Origin of the sequence: Citrobacter werkmanii (genome assembly GCF_008693645.1) — a bacterium.
Classification (GTDB): Bacteria; Pseudomonadota; Gammaproteobacteria; order Enterobacterales; family Enterobacteriaceae; genus Citrobacter; species Citrobacter werkmanii.
Map to the genome: position 1 here is coordinate 3,303,279 of NZ_CP044101.1, position 21,060 is coordinate 3,324,338.

17 protein-coding genes and 1 pseudogene are annotated in these 21,060 nt (G+C 53.1%); 6 read left to right on the plus strand and 12 right to left on the minus strand.

Annotated features, from left to right (window positions below; all coding sequences use genetic code 11):
• Positions 1-106: 106 nt before the first annotated feature.
• The gene (gene apbC, locus FOB24_RS16655) at positions 107-1,216 is read right to left on the minus strand and encodes an iron-sulfur cluster carrier protein ApbC (RefSeq protein ID WP_038641931.1); all 1,110 of its coding nucleotides are present in this window, start codon (positions 1,214-1,216) and stop codon (positions 107-109) included.
• Between the two features lie 164 nt (positions 1,217-1,380).
• On the opposite strand from apbC, the gene metG reads away from it, so the two are divergent.
• Both metG and FOB24_RS16665 read left to right on the plus strand, forming a co-directional pair.
• On the plus strand, positions 1,381-3,414 hold the full coding sequence (gene metG / locus FOB24_RS16660; protein WP_150345203.1) for a methionine--tRNA ligase: 2,034 nt from the start codon (positions 1,381-1,383) through the stop codon (positions 3,412-3,414).
• Between the two features lie 206 nt (positions 3,415-3,620).
• Positions 3,621-4,079 (plus strand): YehR family lipoprotein, encoded by a 459-nt coding sequence (locus FOB24_RS16665; RefSeq protein WP_038641935.1) that lies wholly within the window; start codon positions 3,621-3,623, stop codon positions 4,077-4,079.
• A 44-nt stretch (positions 4,080-4,123) separates the two neighbouring features.
• On the opposite strand, the gene FOB24_RS16670 is transcribed toward FOB24_RS16665, so the two are convergent.
• From FOB24_RS16670 to FOB24_RS16680, 3 genes are read right to left on the minus strand one after another with little or no spacing between them, the layout of a single operon-like run.
• Positions 4,124-4,594 (minus strand): YehS family protein, encoded by a 471-nt coding sequence (locus tag FOB24_RS16670; protein ID WP_087856170.1) that lies wholly within the window; start codon positions 4,592-4,594, stop codon positions 4,124-4,126.
• Positions 4,595-4,640: 46 nt separating this feature from the next.
• Positions 4,641-5,360 carry a two-component system response regulator BtsR gene (gene btsR, locus FOB24_RS16675; RefSeq protein ID WP_038641937.1) on the minus strand — a complete coding sequence of 240 codons (720 nt, stop codon included), beginning with the start codon at positions 5,358-5,360 and terminating at the stop codon, positions 4,641-4,643.
• On the minus strand, positions 5,357-7,042 hold the full coding sequence (locus tag FOB24_RS16680; RefSeq protein WP_150345204.1) for a sensor histidine kinase: 1,686 nt from the start codon (positions 7,040-7,042) through the stop codon (positions 5,357-5,359). The genes btsR and FOB24_RS16680 overlap by 4 nt, the downstream gene beginning before the upstream one ends.
• A 225-nt stretch (positions 7,043-7,267) precedes the next feature.
• Here FOB24_RS16680 and mlrA point away from each other — a divergent pair, with 225 nt between their 5' ends.
• Both mlrA and FOB24_RS16690 read left to right on the plus strand, forming a co-directional pair.
• A complete protein-coding gene (gene mlrA / locus FOB24_RS16685; protein WP_042307362.1) occupies positions 7,268-7,999 on the plus strand; it encodes an HTH-type transcriptional regulator MlrA in 732 nt (243 codons plus the stop codon).
• A 51-nt stretch (positions 8,000-8,050) separates the two neighbouring features.
• On the plus strand, positions 8,051-8,158 hold the full coding sequence (locus tag FOB24_RS16690; protein ID WP_003027354.1) for a protein YohO: 108 nt from the start codon (positions 8,051-8,053) through the stop codon (positions 8,156-8,158).
• Here the strand turns inward: FOB24_RS16690 and FOB24_RS16695 are convergent.
• From FOB24_RS16695 to bglX, 5 genes and pseudogenes are all read right to left on the minus strand, one after another.
• Positions 8,139-8,870 carry an ABC transporter permease gene (locus FOB24_RS16695; protein WP_085047889.1) on the minus strand — a complete coding sequence of 244 codons (732 nt, stop codon included), beginning with the start codon at positions 8,868-8,870 and terminating at the stop codon, positions 8,139-8,141. The two genes, FOB24_RS16690 and FOB24_RS16695, sit on opposite strands and share 20 nt — an antisense overlap.
• Complete coding sequence (locus FOB24_RS16700; RefSeq protein ID WP_085047888.1) at positions 8,854-9,801, minus strand: ABC transporter ATP-binding protein; 948 nt, start codon at positions 9,799-9,801, stop codon at positions 8,854-8,856. The genes FOB24_RS16695 and FOB24_RS16700 overlap by 17 nt, the downstream gene beginning before the upstream one ends.
• On the minus strand, positions 9,794-10,960 hold the full coding sequence (locus FOB24_RS16705; RefSeq protein ID WP_317889573.1) for an ABC transporter permease: 1,167 nt from the start codon (positions 10,958-10,960) through the stop codon (positions 9,794-9,796). Before FOB24_RS16705 ends, FOB24_RS16700 begins: the two co-directional genes overlap by 8 nt.
• Before the next feature lie 15 nt (positions 10,961-10,975).
• Positions 10,976-11,891: pseudogene (osmF, locus tag FOB24_RS16710) on the minus strand (glycine betaine ABC transporter substrate-binding protein OsmF).
• A 223-nt stretch (positions 11,892-12,114) separates the two neighbouring features.
• Positions 12,115-14,412: a beta-glucosidase BglX gene (gene bglX, locus FOB24_RS16715; protein WP_137347135.1), complete on the minus strand. Its 2,298-nt coding sequence runs from the start codon at positions 14,410-14,412 to the stop codon at positions 12,115-12,117.
• A gap of 232 nt (positions 14,413-14,644) precedes the next feature.
• On the opposite strand from bglX, the gene dld reads away from it, so the two are divergent.
• Positions 14,645-16,354, plus strand: coding sequence for a D-lactate dehydrogenase (gene dld / locus FOB24_RS16720; RefSeq protein WP_150345206.1), 1,710 nt, complete (start codon positions 14,645-14,647; stop codon positions 16,352-16,354).
• Between the two features lie 64 nt (positions 16,355-16,418).
• Here dld and pbpG read toward each other — a convergent pair whose 3' ends face one another.
• Together pbpG and FOB24_RS16730 are read right to left on the minus strand one after the other, a co-directional pair.
• Positions 16,419-17,366, minus strand: a complete 948-nt coding sequence (gene pbpG, locus FOB24_RS16725; protein WP_038641951.1) for a D-alanyl-D-alanine endopeptidase — start codon at positions 17,364-17,366, stop codon at positions 16,419-16,421.
• A gap of 181 nt (positions 17,367-17,547) precedes the next feature.
• On the minus strand, positions 17,548-18,135 hold the full coding sequence (locus FOB24_RS16730) for a Yip1 family protein (RefSeq protein WP_038641953.1): 588 nt from the start codon (positions 18,133-18,135) through the stop codon (positions 17,548-17,550).
• An 815-nt stretch (positions 18,136-18,950) separates the two neighbouring features.
• Between FOB24_RS16730 and FOB24_RS16745 the strand changes: the two genes are divergently transcribed.
• Entirely contained in the window at positions 18,951-19,523 is a 573-nt protein-coding gene (locus tag FOB24_RS16745) for a DedA family protein (protein ID WP_038641956.1), read from the plus strand.
• A gap of 24 nt (positions 19,524-19,547) precedes the next feature.
• Here FOB24_RS16745 and mdtQ read toward each other — a convergent pair whose 3' ends face one another.
• Complete coding sequence (mdtQ, locus tag FOB24_RS16750; RefSeq protein ID WP_038641958.1) at positions 19,548-20,987, minus strand: multidrug resistance outer membrane protein MdtQ; 1,440 nt, start codon at positions 20,985-20,987, stop codon at positions 19,548-19,550.
• Between the last annotated feature and the right edge of the window lie 73 nt (positions 20,988-21,060).

A 21,060-nucleotide genomic window follows, 5' to 3' on the forward strand; every position in this document is an offset into this window, starting at 1 on the left:
CATGTTTTATTAAGACAGGGTAAACAATGCTCTATTTTTTCTTCATCTTATATATTCACCGCATCAATATATCATTGATACGGTGAATAATATTTAACGCCAGAAATTACACCGCGCGGAAGGCAATTTCGCCCGGAATAACTTCACCCTGCCAGTACAGCTGCGCTGCCACGCGCCCTGCAAGGTCACGGTAAATGGCGGTAAATTCGCTGTCTGGGCGGCTGATAACCGTCGGCGTACCGCGATCGAGGTCTTCACGCAGAGAAATATGCAGCGGCATTTGTCCCAACAGTTGGGTGTGGTACTGCTCGGCCAGTTTCTGTGCGCCGCCGGTGCCAAAGATTGGCTCATGATGCCCGCAGTTGCTGCAAATATGCATACTCATATTCTCAACAATACCCAACACCGGCACTTCGACTTTTTCGAACATCACAATGCCTTTTTTCGCATCGATCAGCGCAATATCCTGCGGCGTGGTCACTACAACCGCCCCAGTTACCGGAATGTTCTGCGCCAGCGTCAGTTGGATGTCACCGGTGCCTGGCGGCATATCCAGTACCAGATAATCAAGATCTGGCCATAAGGTTTCCTGCAGCATCTGCAATAGCGCTTTACTGGCCATCGGCCCGCGCCACACCATAGCGTTATCGTCGGTTACCAGATAGCCAATGGAGTTGGTCGCCAGACCGTGAGACATGATCGGCGCCATATGGGTGCCGTCCGGTGAAGTGGGACGCTGGTTTTCCGCGCCGAGCATCGTCGGGATGGACGGGCCATAAATATCGGCGTCAAGAATGCCCACCTTTGCCCCTTCCGCAGCCAGCGCCAGCGCCAGGTTCACCGCAGTGGAAGATTTACCCACCCCGCCTTTGCCGGAACTGACGGCAATGATGTTTTTCACACCATTAATACCCGGCTGATTTTTCACACGTTTCAGGGTGGCGATGTTATGTGACAACTTCCAGTCAATCGCTTTCGCGCCGGTAATACGCAACAGATCGGCACTGCATTGCTCTTTTAATGCTTCAAACGCGCTATGCCAGACGAAGGGCATGACCAGCTCGACGTGCAACGTGTCATCCATCCAGGCGACGTGGTGCAACGCTTTAAGCGTCGTCAGATTATGCTTCAGGGTTGAATGCTGAAAATTCGCCAGCGTCCCGGCGACCATAGCGCGCAGGGTTTCTGGTGATTTGGCCTGGGATTGTGCGTTCATCCCGACTCCTTTTTGTTGTTCTGAAAATACAATAGTCACCAGGTAGTTTACTCCAACCGCAACAATTATTCATTTACGGATAAATGCCCTTATCGCTTGGCGCAGTAATTACCATTTTGGTACTATCAAAGCCCTTTTCACTACAAAAGAAGTAATTGCCCACTATGACTCAAGTCGCGAAGAAAATTCTGGTAACGTGCGCGCTGCCGTACGCCAACGGCTCTATCCACCTCGGCCATATGCTGGAGCACATCCAGGCTGATGTCTGGGTCCGTTACCAGCGAATGCGCGGCCACCAGGTAAACTTCATCTGCGCGGACGACGCCCACGGTACGCCAATCATGCTGAAAGCACAGCAGCTTGGGATCACGCCAGAGCAGATGATCGGTGAAATGAGTCAGGAGCATCAGACTGATTTTGCAGGTTTTGACATCAGCTACGACAACTACCACTCTACGCATAGCGAAGAGAACCGCGAGCTGTCTGAGCTGATTTACACACGTCTGAAGGAGAACGGTTTTATTAAAAACCGCACTATCTCCCAGCTGTACGATCCGGAAAAAGGCATGTTCCTGCCGGACCGTTTCGTTAAAGGCACCTGTCCGAAATGTAAGTCTCCGGATCAGTACGGCGATAACTGTGAAGTCTGTGGCGCAACCTACAGCCCGACCGAACTTATCGAGCCGAAATCCGTCGTTTCCGGCGCAACGCCGGTGATGCGTGACTCAGAACACTTCTTCTTTGACCTGCCGTCATTCAGCGAAATGCTGCAGGCATGGACGCGCAGCGGCGCGTTGCAGGAGCAGGTCGCCAACAAAATGCAGGAATGGTTTGAAGCCGGCCTGCAGCAGTGGGATATTTCCCGCGACTCACCGTACTTCGGTTTTGAAATCCCGAATGCGCCTGGCAAGTACTTCTACGTCTGGCTGGATGCGCCGATTGGCTATATGGGATCGTTCAAAAACCTGTGCGATAAGCGCGGCGACACCACTAGCTTTGACGAATACTGGAAGAAAGACTCTACCGCCGAGCTATATCACTTCATCGGTAAAGATATCGTCTACTTCCATAGCCTGTTCTGGCCTGCCATGCTGGAAGGCAGCAACTTCCGTAAGCCGACCAACCTGTTCGTACACGGTTATGTGACGGTGAACGGCGCGAAGATGTCTAAATCTCGCGGCACCTTTATTAAGGCCAGCACCTGGCTGAAGCACTTTGACGCCGACAGCCTGCGCTACTACTACACCGCGAAGCTCTCTTCACGTATTGATGACATCGACCTGAACCTGGAAGACTTTGTCCAGCGCGTTAACGCCGATATCGTCAACAAGGTGGTTAACCTGGCCTCCCGTAACGCTGGTTTTATCGCCAAGCGTTTTGACGGCGTGCTGGCGGCAGAACTGGCCGATCCGGCACTGTATAAAACCTTTACCGATGCCGCTGCGGTCATTGGCGAAGCGTGGGAAAGCCGTGAATTCGGTAAAGCTATCCGTGAGATCATGGCGCTGGCCGATGTGGCAAACCGCTACGTTGACGAACAGGCTCCGTGGGTTGTGGCTAAACAGGAAGGTCGCGACGCGGACCTGCAAGCAATTTGCTCAATGGGCATCAACCTGTTCCGCGTGCTGATGACTTACCTGAAACCGGTACTGCCGACGCTGGCTGAGCGTGTTGAAGCTTTCCTGAACAGCGAACTAAGCTGGGATGCTATCGAGCAACCGCTGCTCGGCCACAAGGTCAACACCTTTAAAGCGCTCTACAATCGCATCGACATGAAACAAGTTGAAGCGCTGGTTGAAGCGTCTAAAGAAGAGGTGAAAGCCGCAGCCGCACCGGTCACCGGCCCGCTGGCGGACGATCCGATTCAGGAAACCATCACCTTTGACGATTTCGCCAAAGTTGACCTGCGCGTAGCGTTGATTGAAAACGCTGAGTTTGTAGACGGTTCTGACAAGCTGCTGCGTCTGACGCTGGATCTCGGTGGCGAAAAGCGTAACGTCTTCTCCGGTATTCGTTCTGCTTATCCGGATCCGCAGGTTCTGATTGGACGTCAGACCATTATGGTAGCCAACCTGGCTCCGCGTAAAATGCGCTTCGGTATTTCCGAAGGTATGGTGATGGCGGCGGGTCCTGGCGGGAAAGATATCTTCCTGTTAAGTCCGGATGAAGGCGCAAAACCAGGCCAACAGGTGAAGTAAGACCTATCAAGCGCTGCAATGGCAGCGCTTTTTTTTTGCAGTAGCTATTCCCCTAATCTCAAACGCGTCACTTCACTCCATTTTCGGACTGCTCAGCCATCGCGATTAGATTTATTCTATACTGCTTTGCTATTAAGGTCGTACGGGCCCATCAAATTCATAGGCTCTATTATTTTGCATCCGATATTCATGAAATGGAGTTTTACATGACAGCGTTTCAAAAATTAGTTTCTCTTGCCGTAGCGTCGGTTGTCATTTTTTCCCTGACGGGGTGTGGTGATAAAGAAGAGACAAAAACATTTAATGCCAACCTAAACGGCTCGGATATTACCGTCTCTTACACCTATAAGGGCGATAAGGTTCTGAAACAAATCTCTGAAAGCAAAATCAGCTATGCGTCGGTCGGCGCCAGCAATAAAGAAGAAGCAGCAAAAGTATTTGACGCCTTAAGCGCTAAATATCAAAACATCCCTGGCATAGAAGAAAAGCTCACCTATTCAGACACCTATGCGCAGGAAAACGTCACTATCGATATGGAAAAAGTCGATGTAAAAGCATTGCAGGCAATTTCCGGGATGAAGCTGTCTGAGAATACCGATAAAAACATCAGCATGAAGCAAATGCAAACGGTAATGGAATCGGCGGGTTTTAAAGAAGTGAAGTAAACCGTCGGCGACCCGATTTTAATCGTGGTCGCCCGTTTTTCTCGTTATGCTTTCGTGCTATGTACGCGTGCGGTCAAACCGCGCAGGAAATAACGCAGGAACTGATCGCCGCATTCGCGATAGTTTTTATGATCCGGCGCGCGCATCATGGCGGTAATTTCCGGCATCGACACGCGAAATTTCTGCTCGGTCATAATGGCCAGAATATCATCGGTTTTCAGCGAAAAGGCGATACGCAGCTTTTTCAGCACCGTATTGTTATTAACACGACGCTCAAGCGCCAGCTCCGGCGCTGATTCATCTTTCCCACGCAGATGATAAATCAGACCGTTTAAAAAACCGGAAAGAATGATATCCGGGCAACGCACAAACCCGTCTTCATCTTCTTTTGTCATCCAGGTATCAAAACCCGCGGAGGTGGATTCCATGTCAGCAAGCGCAAGAATACGCACCATGTCGTTATTGTTCGCTTTCAGGGTGTAGCGCAGGCTACGAAGAATATCGTTACTTAGCATAGAGCCTTCAACAGTCGGTGATGCAATGGCGCGCAGTGTATCAGTTTTACAGTCCAATCGCCTCTTTTAGACTTTTAAGATAACGACGACTCACCGGAACGGTCAGCCCGTTACGCAAAATCAGCTCGGCCTGGCCGTTATCTTCCAGTCGGATTTCCTGCAATTGCGCCAAATTCACCAGATATTGGCGGTGGCAGCGCAGGAGTGGCGTACGGCTTTCCAGCGTTCTGAGCGTTAACTCTGTGAACCCCTCTTTGCCATCGCTACTGGTGACATACACGCCGCTCATACGGCTGCTGATAAACGCCACATCATCCATTTGCAGCAAATAAATACGGCTATGACCGCTGCACGGAATAAACTTCAGCGGCTGCTGATGCTCGGGCAGTAGCGATACATCCTGCTTCGTGCGTTCCTGACGTAAACGGCTCAGCGTTTTTTCCAACCGCGCTTCTTCAATCGGCTTGAGCAGATAATCAAACGCGTGTTCTTCAAAGGCTTTGACCGCATACTCATCAAACGCGGTCAGGAAAACAATGTATGGACGATGTTCGGGATCAAGCATCCCGACCATTTCCAGGCCGCTGATACGCGGCATCTGAATATCGAGAAACAGGACATCCGGGTGCAGTTTATGTACCGCGCCGATGGCTTCCACCGCATTCGAACACTCCCCGATAATCTCGATGTCGCTTTGCTCCTGCAACAGGATCCGCAGATTCTCCCGCGCTAACGGTTCGTCATCGACAATCAGCACTTTGATCATGCCAGTTCCTCCAGAGGAAGTCGTAAAGTAATTCGGGTAAAGCGGTCAGGTTCACACGCTACGCTGATGCCAAAGTCATCGCCAAACCGCTCGCGTAGTCGCTTATCGACCAGATTCATACCCAACCCGCTGGCCTCAGACGTTGGCTGATACAGCCCGGCATTATCTTCAATATCCAGCATCAGATACTGTCCTTCGCGACGGGCGGTAATCGACACCTCTCCGGTATCCAGTAGCTGAGAGGTACCATGCTTAATGGCATTCTCCACGATGGGCTGCAGGGTAAAAGCCGGTAATTGCTGATGCGAAAGTTCATCAGGCACCGTTAAAGTCACCTGTAGCCGTGACTGGAATCGTGCCTTTTCAATTTGCAAATAGGCGTTCACGTGCTCAATTTCATCGGCCAGTGTGACAATCTCCGACGGGCGTTTTAAGTTTTTGCGAAAGAAGGTCGACAGGTACTGCACCAGTTGACTGGCCTGCTCGCTATCGCGGCGGATCACGGCTTTGATGGTGTTGAGCGCATTGAACAGAAAATGAGGATTCACCTGGGCATGCAGGAGTTTTATTTCTGACTGCGTAAGCATTGCTTTTTGCCGCTCGTACTGTCCGGCCAGTATTTGCGCCGAAAGTAGCTGAGCGATCCCCTCCCCCAACGTGCGGTTGATCGAGCTAAAGAGGCGGTTTTTAGCCTCATACAGTTTGATGGTCCCCATCACCCGCTGATTTTCACCCCGCAGCGGAATCACCAGCGTCGAGCCTAATTTGCATTGCGGATGCAAAGAACAACGGTAAGGGACTTCATTCCCGTCGGCATACACCACCTCTCCGGTTTCTATTGCCCGTAGAGTGTACGACGACGAAATCGGTTTACCAGGCAGGTGGTGATCGTCACCAATGCCGGTAAATGCCAGCAGCTTCTCACGATCGGTAATCGCCACCGCGCCGATATCCAGCTCTTCGTACAGCACCTGGGCCACCTTCATGCTGTTAACCTCGTTGAATCCCTGACGCAAAATACCTTCCGTAGAGGCGGCAACTTTGAGCGCAGTAGCGGAAAAAGCGGAGGTGTATTTTTCAAACATCGCCCGTTTATCGAGCAATATACGCATAAACAGGGCTGCGCCCACGGTATTGGTGACCATCATCGGCGCGGCAATATTGCTGACCAACCGAAACGCATCATCAAACGGACGAGCAATTAACAAGATAATCAGCATCTGCACCAGTTCGGCCACAAAGGTAATCGCGCCCGCCGTCAACGGGCTGAAGACTTTATCGGTACGACCGCGACGAGTGAGCACGCTGTGCACCAGCCCGCCGAGTAAACCTTCCACAATGGTCGAAATCATGCAGCTTAGCGCCGTCATACCGCCCATTGAATAACGGTGTAAGCCACCGGTCAGACCGACTAAACCACCGACTACGGGACCGCCAAGCAGCCCGCCCATCACCGCACCGATGGCACGCGTGTTAGCAATAGAGTCATCAATGTGCAGCCCGAAATAGGTGCCCAATATGCAGAAAATGGAAAAGGTGACATAGCAAAGCAGTTTGTGCGGGAGACGGATAGTGACCTGCATCAGCGGGATAAACAAACGCGTTTTGCTCATTAGCCACGCGATAACGAGAAACACGCACATCTGCTGAAGCAGCAGCAACACCAGATTAAACTCGTACATACGCGCCAACCACACATCACTTAAAAGCGCGTAACATACATGGGCTGCGCGTAACTTTCTTTGAAGTGTTGCAAAAAAACAGGAATTTGTGAGAACGATCACTCGAAAGCGCGAGTAGGACGACAAACTCACCCCTTCACTGATCAAAAAACAGACAAAACTACCTGGTTCGTAAAAGAGCGTCTAAAGTAAAACTGGGACCTCGCGAGCAAGAGTGAGACGACGATGGCGCTTTACACAATCGGTGAAGTGGCTTTGCTTTGTGATATCAACCCTGTCACTTTACGCGCGTGGCAGAGGCGTTACGGATTACTCAAACCGCAGAGGACAGACGGCGGTCATCGCCTGTTTAACGACGCGGATATTGACCGGATCCGAGAGATAAAACGCTGGATAAACAACGGCGTTCAGGTCAGTAAGGTGAAAATGTTGCTCAGCAATGAGAACATTGATGTGCATAACGGCTGGCGTGAACAGCAAGAGACGCTATTAAGCTATTTGCAAAGCAATAATTTGCATAGTCTGAGAATGTGGATCAAAGAGCGTGGCCAGGATTATCCCGCACAAACGCTCAACACCCATTTGTTCACACCGTTACGCCGCCGTCTGCAATGTCAGCAGCCGATCCTCCAGGCGTTACTCGGGATCCTCGACGGCGTCCTCATCAACTATATCGCGATTTGTCTGGCCTCAGCGCGCAAGAAACAGGGTAAAGATGCGCTGGTTGTCGGCTGGAACATTCACGATACCACCCGTTTGTGGCTGGAGGGTTGGGTTGCCAGTCAGCAGGGATGGCGCGTTGACGTTCTGGCCCACTCACTGAACCAACTACGACCGGAAATGTTCGAAGGTCGAACCTTACTTGTCTGGTGCGGCGAGAACCAAACGCCCGCTCAGCAGCAACAGCTGAGTGAATGGCGCGCGTTAGGTCACGATATTTATCCACTCGGTATTTAATATTCTATTAACAAAAGTGTACAATCCTTAGATTCACATAAGGAGTGCACAATGAGCGCAGCTAAAATCGGTGTAATAACCCTCTTCCTGCTGATGGCTATCGGCGGTATCGGCGGCGTCATGCTGGCAGGCTACACCTTCATTTTACGTGCCGGGTAAGGTAGCTCGCTAATCGCTCAAATCCGCGATCGACAATCACTGCCGCCAACGCGACCAGCAACGCCCCCTGAATCACATAGGCGGTATTGAATCCGCTAAGTCCGATAATTATCGGCGTGCCCAGCGTATTCGCCCCGACGGTTGAGGCTATCGTTGCGGTGCCGATATTAATGATCACCGATGTGCGGATCCCCGCCAGAATAACCGGTGCCGCCAGCGGCAACTCCACTTTACGCAGGCGCTGCCAGCGACTCATCCCCATCCCGCTGGCGATATCCATCACGCTGACAGAGATGCCTCCCAGCCCCGCCAGGGTTGCCTGTAGGATCGGTAACACGCCATACAGGATCAGCGCGATAACCGCCGGCTCAAGACCAAATCCCATCACCGGCACGGCAATCGCCAGCACCGCGACCGGGGGAAAAGTCTGCCCCACGGCGGCGATAGTTTCCACCATCGGCCTGAACTCTGCCCCCCAGGGCCGGGTTACCGCAATTCCGGCGCCGGTGCCGATGAGTACAGCGATAAGACTCGATATTCCCACCAGCGCAAAATGACTCAGCGCCAGCGTCGTAAAACTTTCCTGCTGATACACGGGACGCGGCAACTCTGGAAACAACGAACTAAACAGGGCCTGACTGTGCGGCAACCCGACCAACAGGATCAGGAACAGGACAACCAGCCACAGCAGTGGATCAGCAAGACGTTTCACGGGGCGGCATCTCCGAAAGCAGATCGCGAAAGTGAAGCGTACCGCAGGACACGCCCTGCGGCGTCACAACCGGCAGGACATCGCATCCCCGCGCCACAAACATCGACAGCGCATCACGCAGCGTCATTTCAGCCACCAGCGGCTCACCGTCTGAATGTTCGCCGCGACGGATAAAATCACCTACTGTACGCAGCGACAGTAACCGTACGCCCAGTTCGCTGCGGCCAAAGAACGTTTGTACGAAATCGTTCGCTGGCGCCGTCAGCATCGACAACGGCGTCCCTTGCTGCACGACCTTACCCGCGTCCATCAGGACCAGATGTTCCGCCAGCCTCAGCGCCTCGTCGATATCATGCGTCACCAATACAATGGTACGCCCCAGAAGACGATGAATACGGGTCATCTCCTGCTGCAGCGCACCGCGGGTGACGGGATCCAGCGCGCCAAAAGGCTCATCCATCAGTAGCACCTGCGGATCTGCCGCCAGCGCGCGTGCAACCCCGACCCGCTGCTGTTGCCCACCGGAAAGCTGATGCGGATAACGGTGACGCAAACTCGCCTCCAGCCCCAACAGCGCCATAAGTTCATCTGTGCGATCATCAATACGCGAACGCGACCACTTTTGTAATTGCGGCACGGTGGCGATGTTCTGCGCGACGGTCCAGTGCGGGAACAAACCGATAGACTGGATCGCGTACCCCATACGCCGCCTTAACTCCAGTACCGGCAGACTGCGAATCTCCTCGCCCGCAAAAAGAATCTGCCCGCTGTCATGCTCGACCAGTCGATTGATCATCTTCAGTGTGGTGGATTTCCCGGAACCCGACGTGCCAATCAGCACCGAAAAGCTCCCCTCCGCCAAATGCAGATTAAGGTCGTCGACGGCTTTTTGCTGACCGTAGGTTTTACTGACATGACTAAATTCAATCATTATTCGTTCCCTTCAGCAGCGCTAGCCCTAAATCAAACAGCGCATCAATCAACACTGCCAGCACAACTACCGGGATCACGCCCAGCAGCACTAAATCAACGGCGCTACTGAGCAATCCCTGAAAGACCAGCGCGCCAAAGCCCCCGGCACCGATCAGTGCGGCAATCACCGCCATCCCTACTGTCTGGATCATCACCACCCGCAAACTGCGCAAGAAGACCGGCAGCGCCAGCGGCAACTGCACCGAGATAAACCGTTGACGCGCGCTCATCCCCATCGCTCGGGCGCTTTCCAGTACATCCTGTGGAACCTGATTCAGTCCAGCCACCACGCCACGTACCAACGGTAAGAGCGCGTACAGTACCAACGCAATAAGCGCGGGTGTCAGGCCGGTTCCCGCAACGCCGAGTGAGCTTAACCAGGGAAAATGCTTAACCAGCCCAGCGAGCGGCGCAATCAACAGGCCAAACAAGGCCACCGAGGGAATGGTCTGGATAATGTTCAGTACGGCGAAAACGGGTCCCTGACGCGAGTCAGAAAAAGAGCACCAAACGCCCAGCGGCACACCAAGGAATAGCGCGGGTATCACGGTGCCAAACAGAATAGTCAGATGCTGCGCCAGTGCGTCGTTAAAGACATCCTGGCGGTTGGCATACTCTTTAAGCAGGGAAAGATCGTTAAACGTGCCGGACAGTAATAACACTATCGGCATAACAAAAAGTTGCGTATGCAGCACCCATCGCCACAACATCTGACGGGTGATGCGCCGAATGGCGTCACTGGCAGCCAGCAGCATGAATCCGAGACCCAGCCAGAACCCGGAGCCAAGACTGGTTCTGGCCAACGTACTGCCCGTCTGCGCCAGATACGTTGCCGTTGTACCTGCGGTTACCAGCGCCGCAATCACCAACAGCTGGCTGATAACAAGCGTCAATATATTGCCGGATTTGCCCGACACAAAGCACAGAAGAAACAGTAGCAGACAGGCCACCGCCAGTCCCCACGCCATGTCGGGCCTGATATCCCAGAGTTGACGACCTTCGCCGGAAACCAGGCGATTGGGAGCATAGCTAATGAAAGGAAGCGCAGCTGCTGCGAAGGTAAGAAGAACCAGCAGCAACAGCACCCGATTAACCGAGATATTGGACAAAACACCCACCCGCCGTAAATTCCGTTACTTAACCCATCCTTTTTGCTTCAGATAATCTGCTGCAACTTTTTTTGCATCCAGCCCCTCTACGGCAATACTGGCGTTAAGCTGCTGGAGCGTTTTTTCATCCAGACTGGCAAAAACAGGCTGCAGCCATTCTTCCATTTGCGGATAGTCCTTGAGTACCGACTCACGTACCACTGGCGCAGGCGCATAAATCGGCTGAACGCCTTGCGGATCGCTTAACGTTTGCAGCCCCAGCGCGGCGACCGGACCATCGGTGCCGTAGGCCATCGCGGCATTGACGCCGGAGGTTTGCTGCGCTGCGGCTTTAATCGTCACGGCGGTATCCCCCCCGGCCAGTGATAAAAGCTGATTCTGATTCAGTTTAAAATCATAGGCTTTTTCAAACGCGGGCAGCGCGTCCGCACGTTCGATAAACTCCGCAGAGGCGGCCAGTTTGAAGGTGCCCCCCTCTTTCAGGTAGCGCCCTAAGTCTGCAAGCGAAACCAGTTTATTCTTTTCGGCGACATCCTGGCGGACCGCAATGGTCCAGGTATTGTTGGCGGGCGCAGGCGTTAGCCAGACCAGTTTATTTTTCTCTGCGTCCAGCTTTTTCACTTTGTCGAAACCAGCCTGCGCATTTTTCCACGCCGGATCATTCTCATCTTTAAAGAAGAAGGCGCCATTGCCGGTATATTCCGGGTAGATATCCAGCTCGCCGGATGTAATCGCGCCACGCACCACTGGCGTAGTCCCCAGTTGCACTTTATTGACGGTTTTCACACCATGGCTTTCGAGCACTTGCAAAATAATGTTACCGAGCAGCGCCCCTGGTATCAATTTTTGACCCAACCGTAACGGGCGACGCGGCCTGCAAGGGCATACTTATCGCGGCTAACAATGCCAACGACCCTACCCCAAACTTTGAGATTATCATGCTGTGCTCCTCATCCTTTTGCGGCCCTTTTCAGAGACTTGAGGAAAAAGCATAGTCGAAAAATCAGGCCTTAACCTGGCAATTGGGTAGTAACACTGAGAGTAATTAGCAGTAAGGCGATAAAAAAATCCGGCAAACCCAAAGTGAATTTGCCGGATAGCGTTATTTCATAGACCAGATAAGCATTGCGCCATCAGGCATGATGCGTGGCTTTCTTCATCAACTACAGCAGTTCAAATTCACCCTGCTTCACTCTGGCGGAATCCACGCCGATAAAGACGTTAAATTTACCCGGTTCAGCATCGTATTTCATACGCTGGTTCCAGAATTTCAGCGCTTCGATATCAATCGGGAAGCTGACAGTCTGCGTTTCACCCGGTTTAAGATTCACTTTCTCAAAGCCTTTCAGCTGTTTTACCGGACGGCTCATTGAAGCGGTCACATCCTGCAAATACATCTGAATCACCGTGGCACCTTCGCGCTTGCCGGTGTTGGTCACCTGGACGCTGGCCGTCACAGTCCCGTCACGTTTCATCGTCGGTGCAGAGAGTTTCACATCCGAAACGGTAAAGGTGGTGTAGCTCAGGCCATAGCCAAAGGGATACAACGGACCGTTTGCCTCGTCAAAATAACGCGAGGTGTACTTATTCGGCTTATCGGCGTTATACGGACGACCGGTATTGAGATGGCTGTAATAGACCGGAATCTGTCCGACAGAGCGTGGGAAAGACATCGGCAGCTTGCCTGATGGGTTGTAATCGCCAAACAACACATCGGCGATGGCGTTACCGCCTTCCGTCCCGGCAAACCAGGTTTCGAGGATCGCATCAGCCTGTTGATCTTCCTTAACCAGCGCCAGCGGACGTCCGTTCATCAGCACCAGCACCAGCGGTTTGCCCGTTGCTTTCAGCGCGGCAATCAGGTCACGTTGGCTCTGCGGAATAGTAATGTCCGTACGGCTGGAGGCTTCATGCGCCATTCCCTGTGCCTCACCGACCACCGCAACCACCACATCAGACTGTTTCGCAGCGTTAACGGCTTCATCAATCATCTCCTGCGGCGAGCGCGGGTCAACTTTCACCGCCTCTTCATACAGGTTCAGGAAGTCGACAATGCCTTTATCGTTGGTGATATTCGCCCCTTTGGCGTATACCACTTTACCCTGCTCGCCAATGGCATTTTTAATCCCTGTCAGCACCGTTACCGACTGATCGGCAACACCCGCTGCGGACCAACTGCCCATCACATCACGCTTGCTATCGGCCAGTGGCCCGACAACCGCCACGGTGGCGGATTTTTTCAGCGGCAGCGTGTCGAGGCGGTTTTTCAGCAGCACCAGGCTTTCACGCGCCACTTCACGCGCTTCTTTACGGTGCAGGCGGCTTTCGGCGTTGGTATCCACCGGGTCAGACTCTTTGGCTCCCAGATGGCTGTACGGATCGTTAAACAGCCCCATATCATATTTCACGTTCAGCACGTGACGCGCAGCGTCGTCAAGCTCCGCCATCGTCACTTTGCCTGATTTAATCAGCCCCGGCAGGTATTTGCTGTAATACTCATCGCTCATACTCATGTTGATACCGGACTTGATAGCCACGCGTACCGCATCCTCAGGATCGGACGCCGTGCCGTGCTTAATCAGTTCCTTAATCGCACCGTGATCGGAAACGGTGATGCCTTTAAAGCCCCACTCATCGCGCAGCACGTCTTTCAGCAGCCATGCATCCGACGTCGCCGGCGTACCGTTGAGTGAATTAAGTCCTACCATCACCGCGCCGCTACCGGCATCCAGCCCGGCTTTGTACGGCGGCATGTAGTCGTTAAACAGACGCTGCGGGCTCATATCGACGGTGTTGTACTCTTTCCCGCCCTCTACCGCACCATAAGCAGCGAAGTGCTTGACGCTGGTCATCACCGAATAGCGATCGGCCGGGCTTTTCCCCTGCATCGCTTCCACCATGGTTTTACCCATTGTGGCGGTCAAATACGTGTCTTCGCCAAACCCTTCCGATGCCCGGCCCCAGCGCGGATCGCGGGAGACATCAACCATCGGCGCCCAGGTCATGTTCAGGCCATCGTCAGCGGCTTCATACGCTGAAACGCGACCGACGGTTCTGACCGCATCGAGATTAAAGGAGGACGCCAGACCGAGGCTTATCGGGAACACGGTACGCTGGCCGTGCAATACGTCGTAGGCAAAAAAGAGAGGAATTTTCAGGCGGCTGAGTTCCATCACCTGATCCTGCATTTTGCGGATATCCTGGCGTGTGACGGTGTTAAAAATAGCCCCAACCTGCCCGTCTTTGATCATCTCGCGGATGGCTTCCTTCGGATTATCAGGCCCGACGCTGATTAAGCGTAATTGACCAATTTTCTCATCCACGGTCATCTGTTTGAGTAAATCGGTAACAAACGCATCCCGCGCTTCTGGCGTCAGCGGATGGTTACCAAACAGAGTGTCCGCCAGCGCGGGTTGCACTGCCAGACTCACCGCAACACCTACAGAACATAGCCATTTCATGTTGATTCTCTCTTTATTTTTTCCTGACGCATCAGCGAAAATATAACAAAAACCGCAATTTGCCGTAAGACTAAACGGGAGCGCTAAAGAAAGCTAAGGTTATTCTCCTAATTTTCAAAACCAGCGTGAATCAATGAAAGACAAGCCAGAGACAATATGAATGAGAAAGCGTATTGTCATACAAAGCGCTATGCTTGTTCCTGATATTGAGTCCCACCACAAGGAGTGGAGAATGTCTTCCATTACAACAGATAATAAAGCTTTCCTGAATGAACTGACCCGCCTGGTGGGTCATTCGCACCTGCTCACTGAAGCCGCTAAAACCGCCCGCTATCGCAAGGGATTCCGCTCCGGCCAGGGCGATGCGCTCGCCGTCGTTTTCCCGGGCTCGCTTTTAGAATTGTGGCGCGTCCTGAACGCCTGTGTCGCCGCAGACAAAATCATTCTGATGCAGGCCGCCAATACCGGCCTGACCGAAGGCTCTACGCCAAGCGGCAATGATTACGACCGTGAGATTGTTATTATCAGCACCCTGCGTCTTGATAAGCTGCACGTCATCGGCAAAGGCGAACAGGTGCTGGCCTGGCCTGGAACAACGCTCTATTCGCTGGAAAAAGCGCTCAAACCTTTTGGTCGTGAACCGCATTCAGTGATCGGTTCTTCCTGCATCGGTGCTTCCGTGATTGGCGGCATTTGTAACAACTCCGGCGGCTCGCTGGTGCAACGAGGCCCGGCCTACACGGAGATGTCGCTGTTTGCGCGTATTGATGAACAGGGCAAATTACAGCTGGTTAACCATCTGGGCATCGACCTTGGCCAAACCCCAGAGCAGATCCTTAGCAAACTCGATGACGAGCGCATCAAAGATGACGATGTTCGCCACGACGGACGTCATGCGCACGATCACGACTACGTGACCCGCGTCAGAGATATTGAGGCGGACACGCCCGCACGCTATAACGCCGACCCGGACCGCTTGTTTGAATCTTCCGGTTGTGCCGGAAAGCTCGCGGTTTTTGCCGTGCGTCTGGACACTTTCGAAGCCGAAAAAAATCAGCAGGTCTTTTATATCGGCACCAACCAGCCAGAGGTGCTGACGGAGATCCGCCGTCATATTCTGGCGAAGTTTGAACATCTGCCGGTTGCCGGTGAATATATGCATCGCGATATTTACGACATCGCTGAGCAGTACGGCAAAGATACGTTCCTGATGATTGACAAGCTCGGCACCGACAAAATGCCGTTTTTCTTCACCCTGAAAGGCCGCACCGATGCGATGCTGGAAAAAGTGAAATTTTTCCGTCCGCACTTCACCGACCGGGCGATGCAGAAGTTTGGTCATTTATTCCCCAGCCACTTACCGGCGCGTATGAAAAGCTGGCGCGACAAATACGAGCATCACCTGCTGTTAAAAATGGCCGGTGGCGGCGTGGCTGAAGCGCAAAACTGGCTAAATGAGTTTTTCAAAACGGCCGAGGGCGACTTCTTTGCCTGTACGCCGGAAGAAGGCAGCAAGGCATTCCTGCACCGCTTTGCGGCGGCTGGCGCAGCTATTCGTTATCAGGCCGTTCATGCGGATGAGGTGGAAGATATTCTGGCGCTGGATATCGCGCTGCGTCGTAACGACACCGAATGGTATGAACATCTGCCGCCAGAAATCGACAGCCAACTGGTGCACAAGCTCTATTACGGGCATTTTATGTGCTATGTATTCCATCAGGATTACATCGTCAAAAAAGGCGTGGATGCCCATGCGCTGAAAGAGCAGATGCTGGAGTTACTTCGCGAGCGTGGGGCACAGTATCCGGCGGAGCATAACGTCGGGCATTTGTACCAGGCGCCGGAAACATTAACCCGCTTTTACCGCGAGAATGACCCAACCAACAGTATGAACCCGGGTATTGGGAAAACGAGTAAGCAGAAGTTCTGGAAAGAATCGTAGGCCCGATAAGCATAAGCGCCATCGGGCACGTTGCCGGGGGCGCTTCGCTTGCCCGGCCGACGGTTTAATCGTTCTGCGCGGTTTGCTCACCCGTAGCTGAACCTGCCGCCGCCATCTGCGCCGCTTTTTGCTTTTTGTAGCTCAGCGCCGCCGCCGGAACCGGCATCACCTTGCCGGTTTCAATCCAGGTGCGTAAACGGCTGGCATCGGCAAAGTGGGTATATTTCCCAAAAGCATCCATCACCACCAGCGCCACCGGTTTGTTATTAATCACCGTGCGCATCACCAGACAGTGGCCCGCCGCATTGGTAAACCCGGTTTTAGTTAACTGAATATTCCAGTTATCGCGATACACCAGATGGTTGGTATTACGGAACGGCAATGTATATGCCGGATTGGCAAACGTCGCCATATCTTCACGCGTAGTACTTAGCTGACCAATCAGCGGATACTGTTTGCTGGCAATCAGTAACTTCGTTAAATCACGCGCGGTTGAGACGTTATGAATCGATAACCCGGTCGGCTCCACAAAACGGGTATGGGTCATGCCCAGCGCTTTCGCTTTCGCATTCATCGCCTTGATAAACGCGTTATAGCCGCCAGGGTAATGATGCGCCAGACTGGCTGCCGCGCGGTTTTCAGATGACATCAGCGCCAGTAACAGCATGTCTTTACGGCTGATTACACTGTTCAGCCGTACGCGAGAGTAAATTCCTTTCATCTCAGGCGTCTGACTGATATCAACTTTCAGCTTTTCATCCAGCGGCAGTCGCGCATCAAGCACCACCATCGCCGTCATTAATTTGGTAATCGACGCAATCGGACGCACCAGATCCGGATGGTTCGAATAGATAACCTTGTTGGTATTCAGATCAACAATCATCGCGCTACCGGACGCTATCTCAGGTTGAGAAGCCGCTACGGTAGGTGCCGTTTTCGCCACGGCTTGGGGTGCAAAAGGAACGGCCAGCACCAGGGCAAGGCTTAATAATGAAACTCGGAATTTCAGCATGATGAGATTTCTGATAAGGGTTCACGCACGTCACAACGCACACCGCCCGAGATTAAGTATTTTCTCAGGCTAGCTCAGGCATCATAGCGATCCGGCAGGTTTGCCGCTACAGGATAATCGTCTCGAAATGCTGCGTTGCTGACTTTTACGTCAACAACGCAGCGCAGAGGCGTTTTACAGGTCAGAATAAGCGATAGCCGTAACCCCACAGAATTACCGTAATCGCCAGCAGAACCTCCAGTACCAGCACACCAATAGCCAGCGTGGAACTGGAAAAACTTAACCCTTCCTCACGAGTGATATTCAGGAACGTTGGAATACCGAGATAGAGTAAATAACCGGTGTAAAACAGCGCGATAGTTCCCACCAACGCACACAGCCAGACCAGCGGATAAAGGGCGACCAGACCGCTTAAAAACAGCGGAGTCGCGACATATCCGGCAAAGACCATACAATGCGCCAGCGATGGACGCTGTGGGTAATTACGCGCCATCCACCAGATAACCCGGCCCATGACAGCCACGCCCGCCAGCATCACGCCGTAAAACAGAATGGCCAGCGCCAGTCCGGTCAACAGGGATAACTGCAGTATGTTGCCGTCACCAAAATTCCAGCCGATTTGTGTGGTACCGATAAACGCGCAAACAACCGGGATTGCCGCCATCAGCAGTACATGATGGGTATAGTGATGCGAAACGCTTTCGTTTTCGCTGTTGATCACGTGCATTTCACGATCGGGATGGGAAAACAGCCCCCAGACATGGTTCATACCGCCCCCTTCTTGTCAGCTCCGGACCTCAACACTTCAAGTATAATTCAGCTTTTGATTATTTTATGTACACAGAGAAAATACCGGATCGCTACGGCGTATTGTTACGTTCACCCAATGTTTATCACTTCTCTGAAACGATACTGCCTGTGAACGTGTTAAGGGTACTATCGCCGTACCCTTAACAATCCCGGCTCCCGGCGGGAAAATTGCCACTTCGTGGTTCCCCCCGCTTATTCCTTCAGGCTACCGGGCCGGGCGCGATGAAGCGTCCCTGTAAAGCGCGCCCTGAGCCAGCATCCATGCTGGCTCTCCCGGCCTTACGGAAACACGTCGGCAATTTTCAGCCGGACCAGCCCACACCTCACCATCTGCGTTTTTGGTCTGAACAGCAAAACAGATTTAACTGGAAGTCAGAGCATTGAAGCGATGACTCCGGTCCGGCTGAAAATCGATGAGGCGTTGACGGCTGACCGGGGTTGCCCGCAGGGATGCGGGCAGAGGGGACGGCCTGCATGGAGGCAGGCTCGGCCCCGACCCGACAGGCAGACGGCATAAGACGAATAACTCGCGCAGCGACGATTTTCCCGCCGGGAGCCTGGGATGCAAGGGAGGCGGCGGTAAGCCTCCCTTGCACGTTCACGGGTAACGGCGTTTCAGAGAAATGACACCGCGGAGGTGAACGGAACCCTGAGCCAGAATCACATGTCCTTCATAATACTTAACTGACAAGCATTAGATCGCTACGGCGCGGCTTTTCCGGCATCAAGTATTCATAGGGTGTATGCTATAAGCGGTGGAGGTCATACAATCGTATGGATATAAATCATTATGTTGCGCAATACGGCTATGCCGCATTAGTGATTGGCAGTCTGGCTGAAGGGGAAACCATTACCCTGTTAGGCGGCGTCGCGGCCCATCAGGGAGTACTTAAATTTCCGCTGGTGGTGCTCTCCGTCGCGCTGGGCGGGATGATTGGCGATCAGTTGCTCTATTTACTCGGACGTCGTTTTGGCGGCAAAATTCTGCGGCGTTTTTCGCGTCATCAGGCAAAAATTGATTACGCGCAGAAGATGATCCAACGGCGTCCTTATCTGTTCGTGGTCGGCACGCGTTTTATGTACGGTTTTCGCGTTATTGGTCCTTTGCTGATTGGCGCCAGTCACCTGCCACCGAAGATCTTTTTACCGCTCAATATTCTCGGGGCGCTGGTGTGGGCGCTGATATTTACCACTCTGGGTTATGTGGGGGGAGAAGTCATCGCGCCGTGGCTGCACAATCTCGACCAGCACATTAAGCACTGGATATGGCTGGTTCTGGTGATTGTACTGGTGGTAGGCGCGCGCTGGTGGTTGAAAAAACGCAGCAGCAAGAAGACGGCCCGGTAGAGCGGCATCTACCGGGCAGGTGTGTTACGACGCGTGGTAACCGCCGCCCAGCGCGCTGGTCAACTGAATGGAAGCATCCAGCCACTGGCCTTGCAATACCAGACCGTTACACTGCTCACGTAACGCCGGGATCTTTGCTTCGCTGACCCGGGAACCCGCGATAATACCGGCGTTAAATCGCGCCTGCGCAAGTCCCACCACACGCTGTGCATCATGTTCGATCTGCTGCTGATGCTGATTCTTCTGCGCCAGCGTTTCCACCTGCGATGCGGCACGCGCCACGTCATTCACCGCATCTACCACGGCTTTGTTGTAATTCGCCACCGTCAGGTTGCTTTGCGCTTTGGTGATATCAAGATTGGCATTCAATCTGCCGCTGTCGAAAATAGGCAGCGTGAGTCCGGCAGTGACGCCCATTTGCTGCGCGGAATGGCGGAACAGATCGCTCAGATGTAACGCATCTTGTTGTAAAAACGCCATCAAATTCACGTCCGGATAAAACGCGGCTTTGGCCGCATCAATGCTGCTCAGCGACGACTCTATGTACCAGTGCGCGGCCTGTAAATCCGGTCGACGGGCCAGCAGCGAATAACCTAACTGGGACGGGAGCTGGCTTTCTACGGTAGGTAACTTACTGGTATGCAGTTTCAGAACGGTAGACTGTGAATTAGTCAGGGCGCTCAGCCGCGCCTCAATCACTTTCATTTTGCCGTTAACATCGTTCAGCTGCTGATCCGTTTTACTGGAATCGATATCGGTCTCAACGCCTTCCACTGATGAGGTAATGCCGTTTTGATACAGCTGACGATCGACGGTTATCACGTTCTGTTGCTCATTTTTAATCTGCGTCAGCACGCTTTTCAGTGCCGCCTGCGTCTGCCATTCCCAGTACAGACGCGAAACACCGCTCGCCAGCAGTTGGCGGGTTTGTTCACGCTCAGCTTCACGCGCTTTAACGGCCCCAATACGCGCCGTCACTTCGGCCCGATTTTTCCCCCACAGATCCAGATTCCAACCGGCGGTTAAACCAAAGGTCCCGTTGGTGTACCACGGGCCTGTCGTTCCGGCGGCAGGATCGGTAATGGCAAACGGCCCCATCAGCCCTTCAGCTGACATTCTCTGACGCTCAACGTCCGCAGAGAAATCGATCTCCGGACCATCCTGCGCCTCAACGGCCTTCGCCTGCGCCTCCGCCAGTTGAATGCGCTGTTCCGCCACCTGCATATCAGGAGAGTTTCGCAACGTGCTGTCAATCAGCGCATTAAGCTGAGGATCGTGGTATGCCTTCCACCATTGGCTGTCCGGCCAGCCATTTTTTAACGCCGCAGGTAAGGCGGAATCGACATTCGCAGCAGGGGTCTGCTGCGACAGAGATTGACGGTCATCATGCATAGGCGCACAGCCAGCCATGAGAATAAAAAGGGGCAACAATGCCGTCGCGGCAAAAACAGAATTACGATTCATGGAGATATACAGGTAAGAAAAGATGCGCAGAGAGTACGACTTGTCGCTGTTACTTTTTTAGTTACGCGTGGCA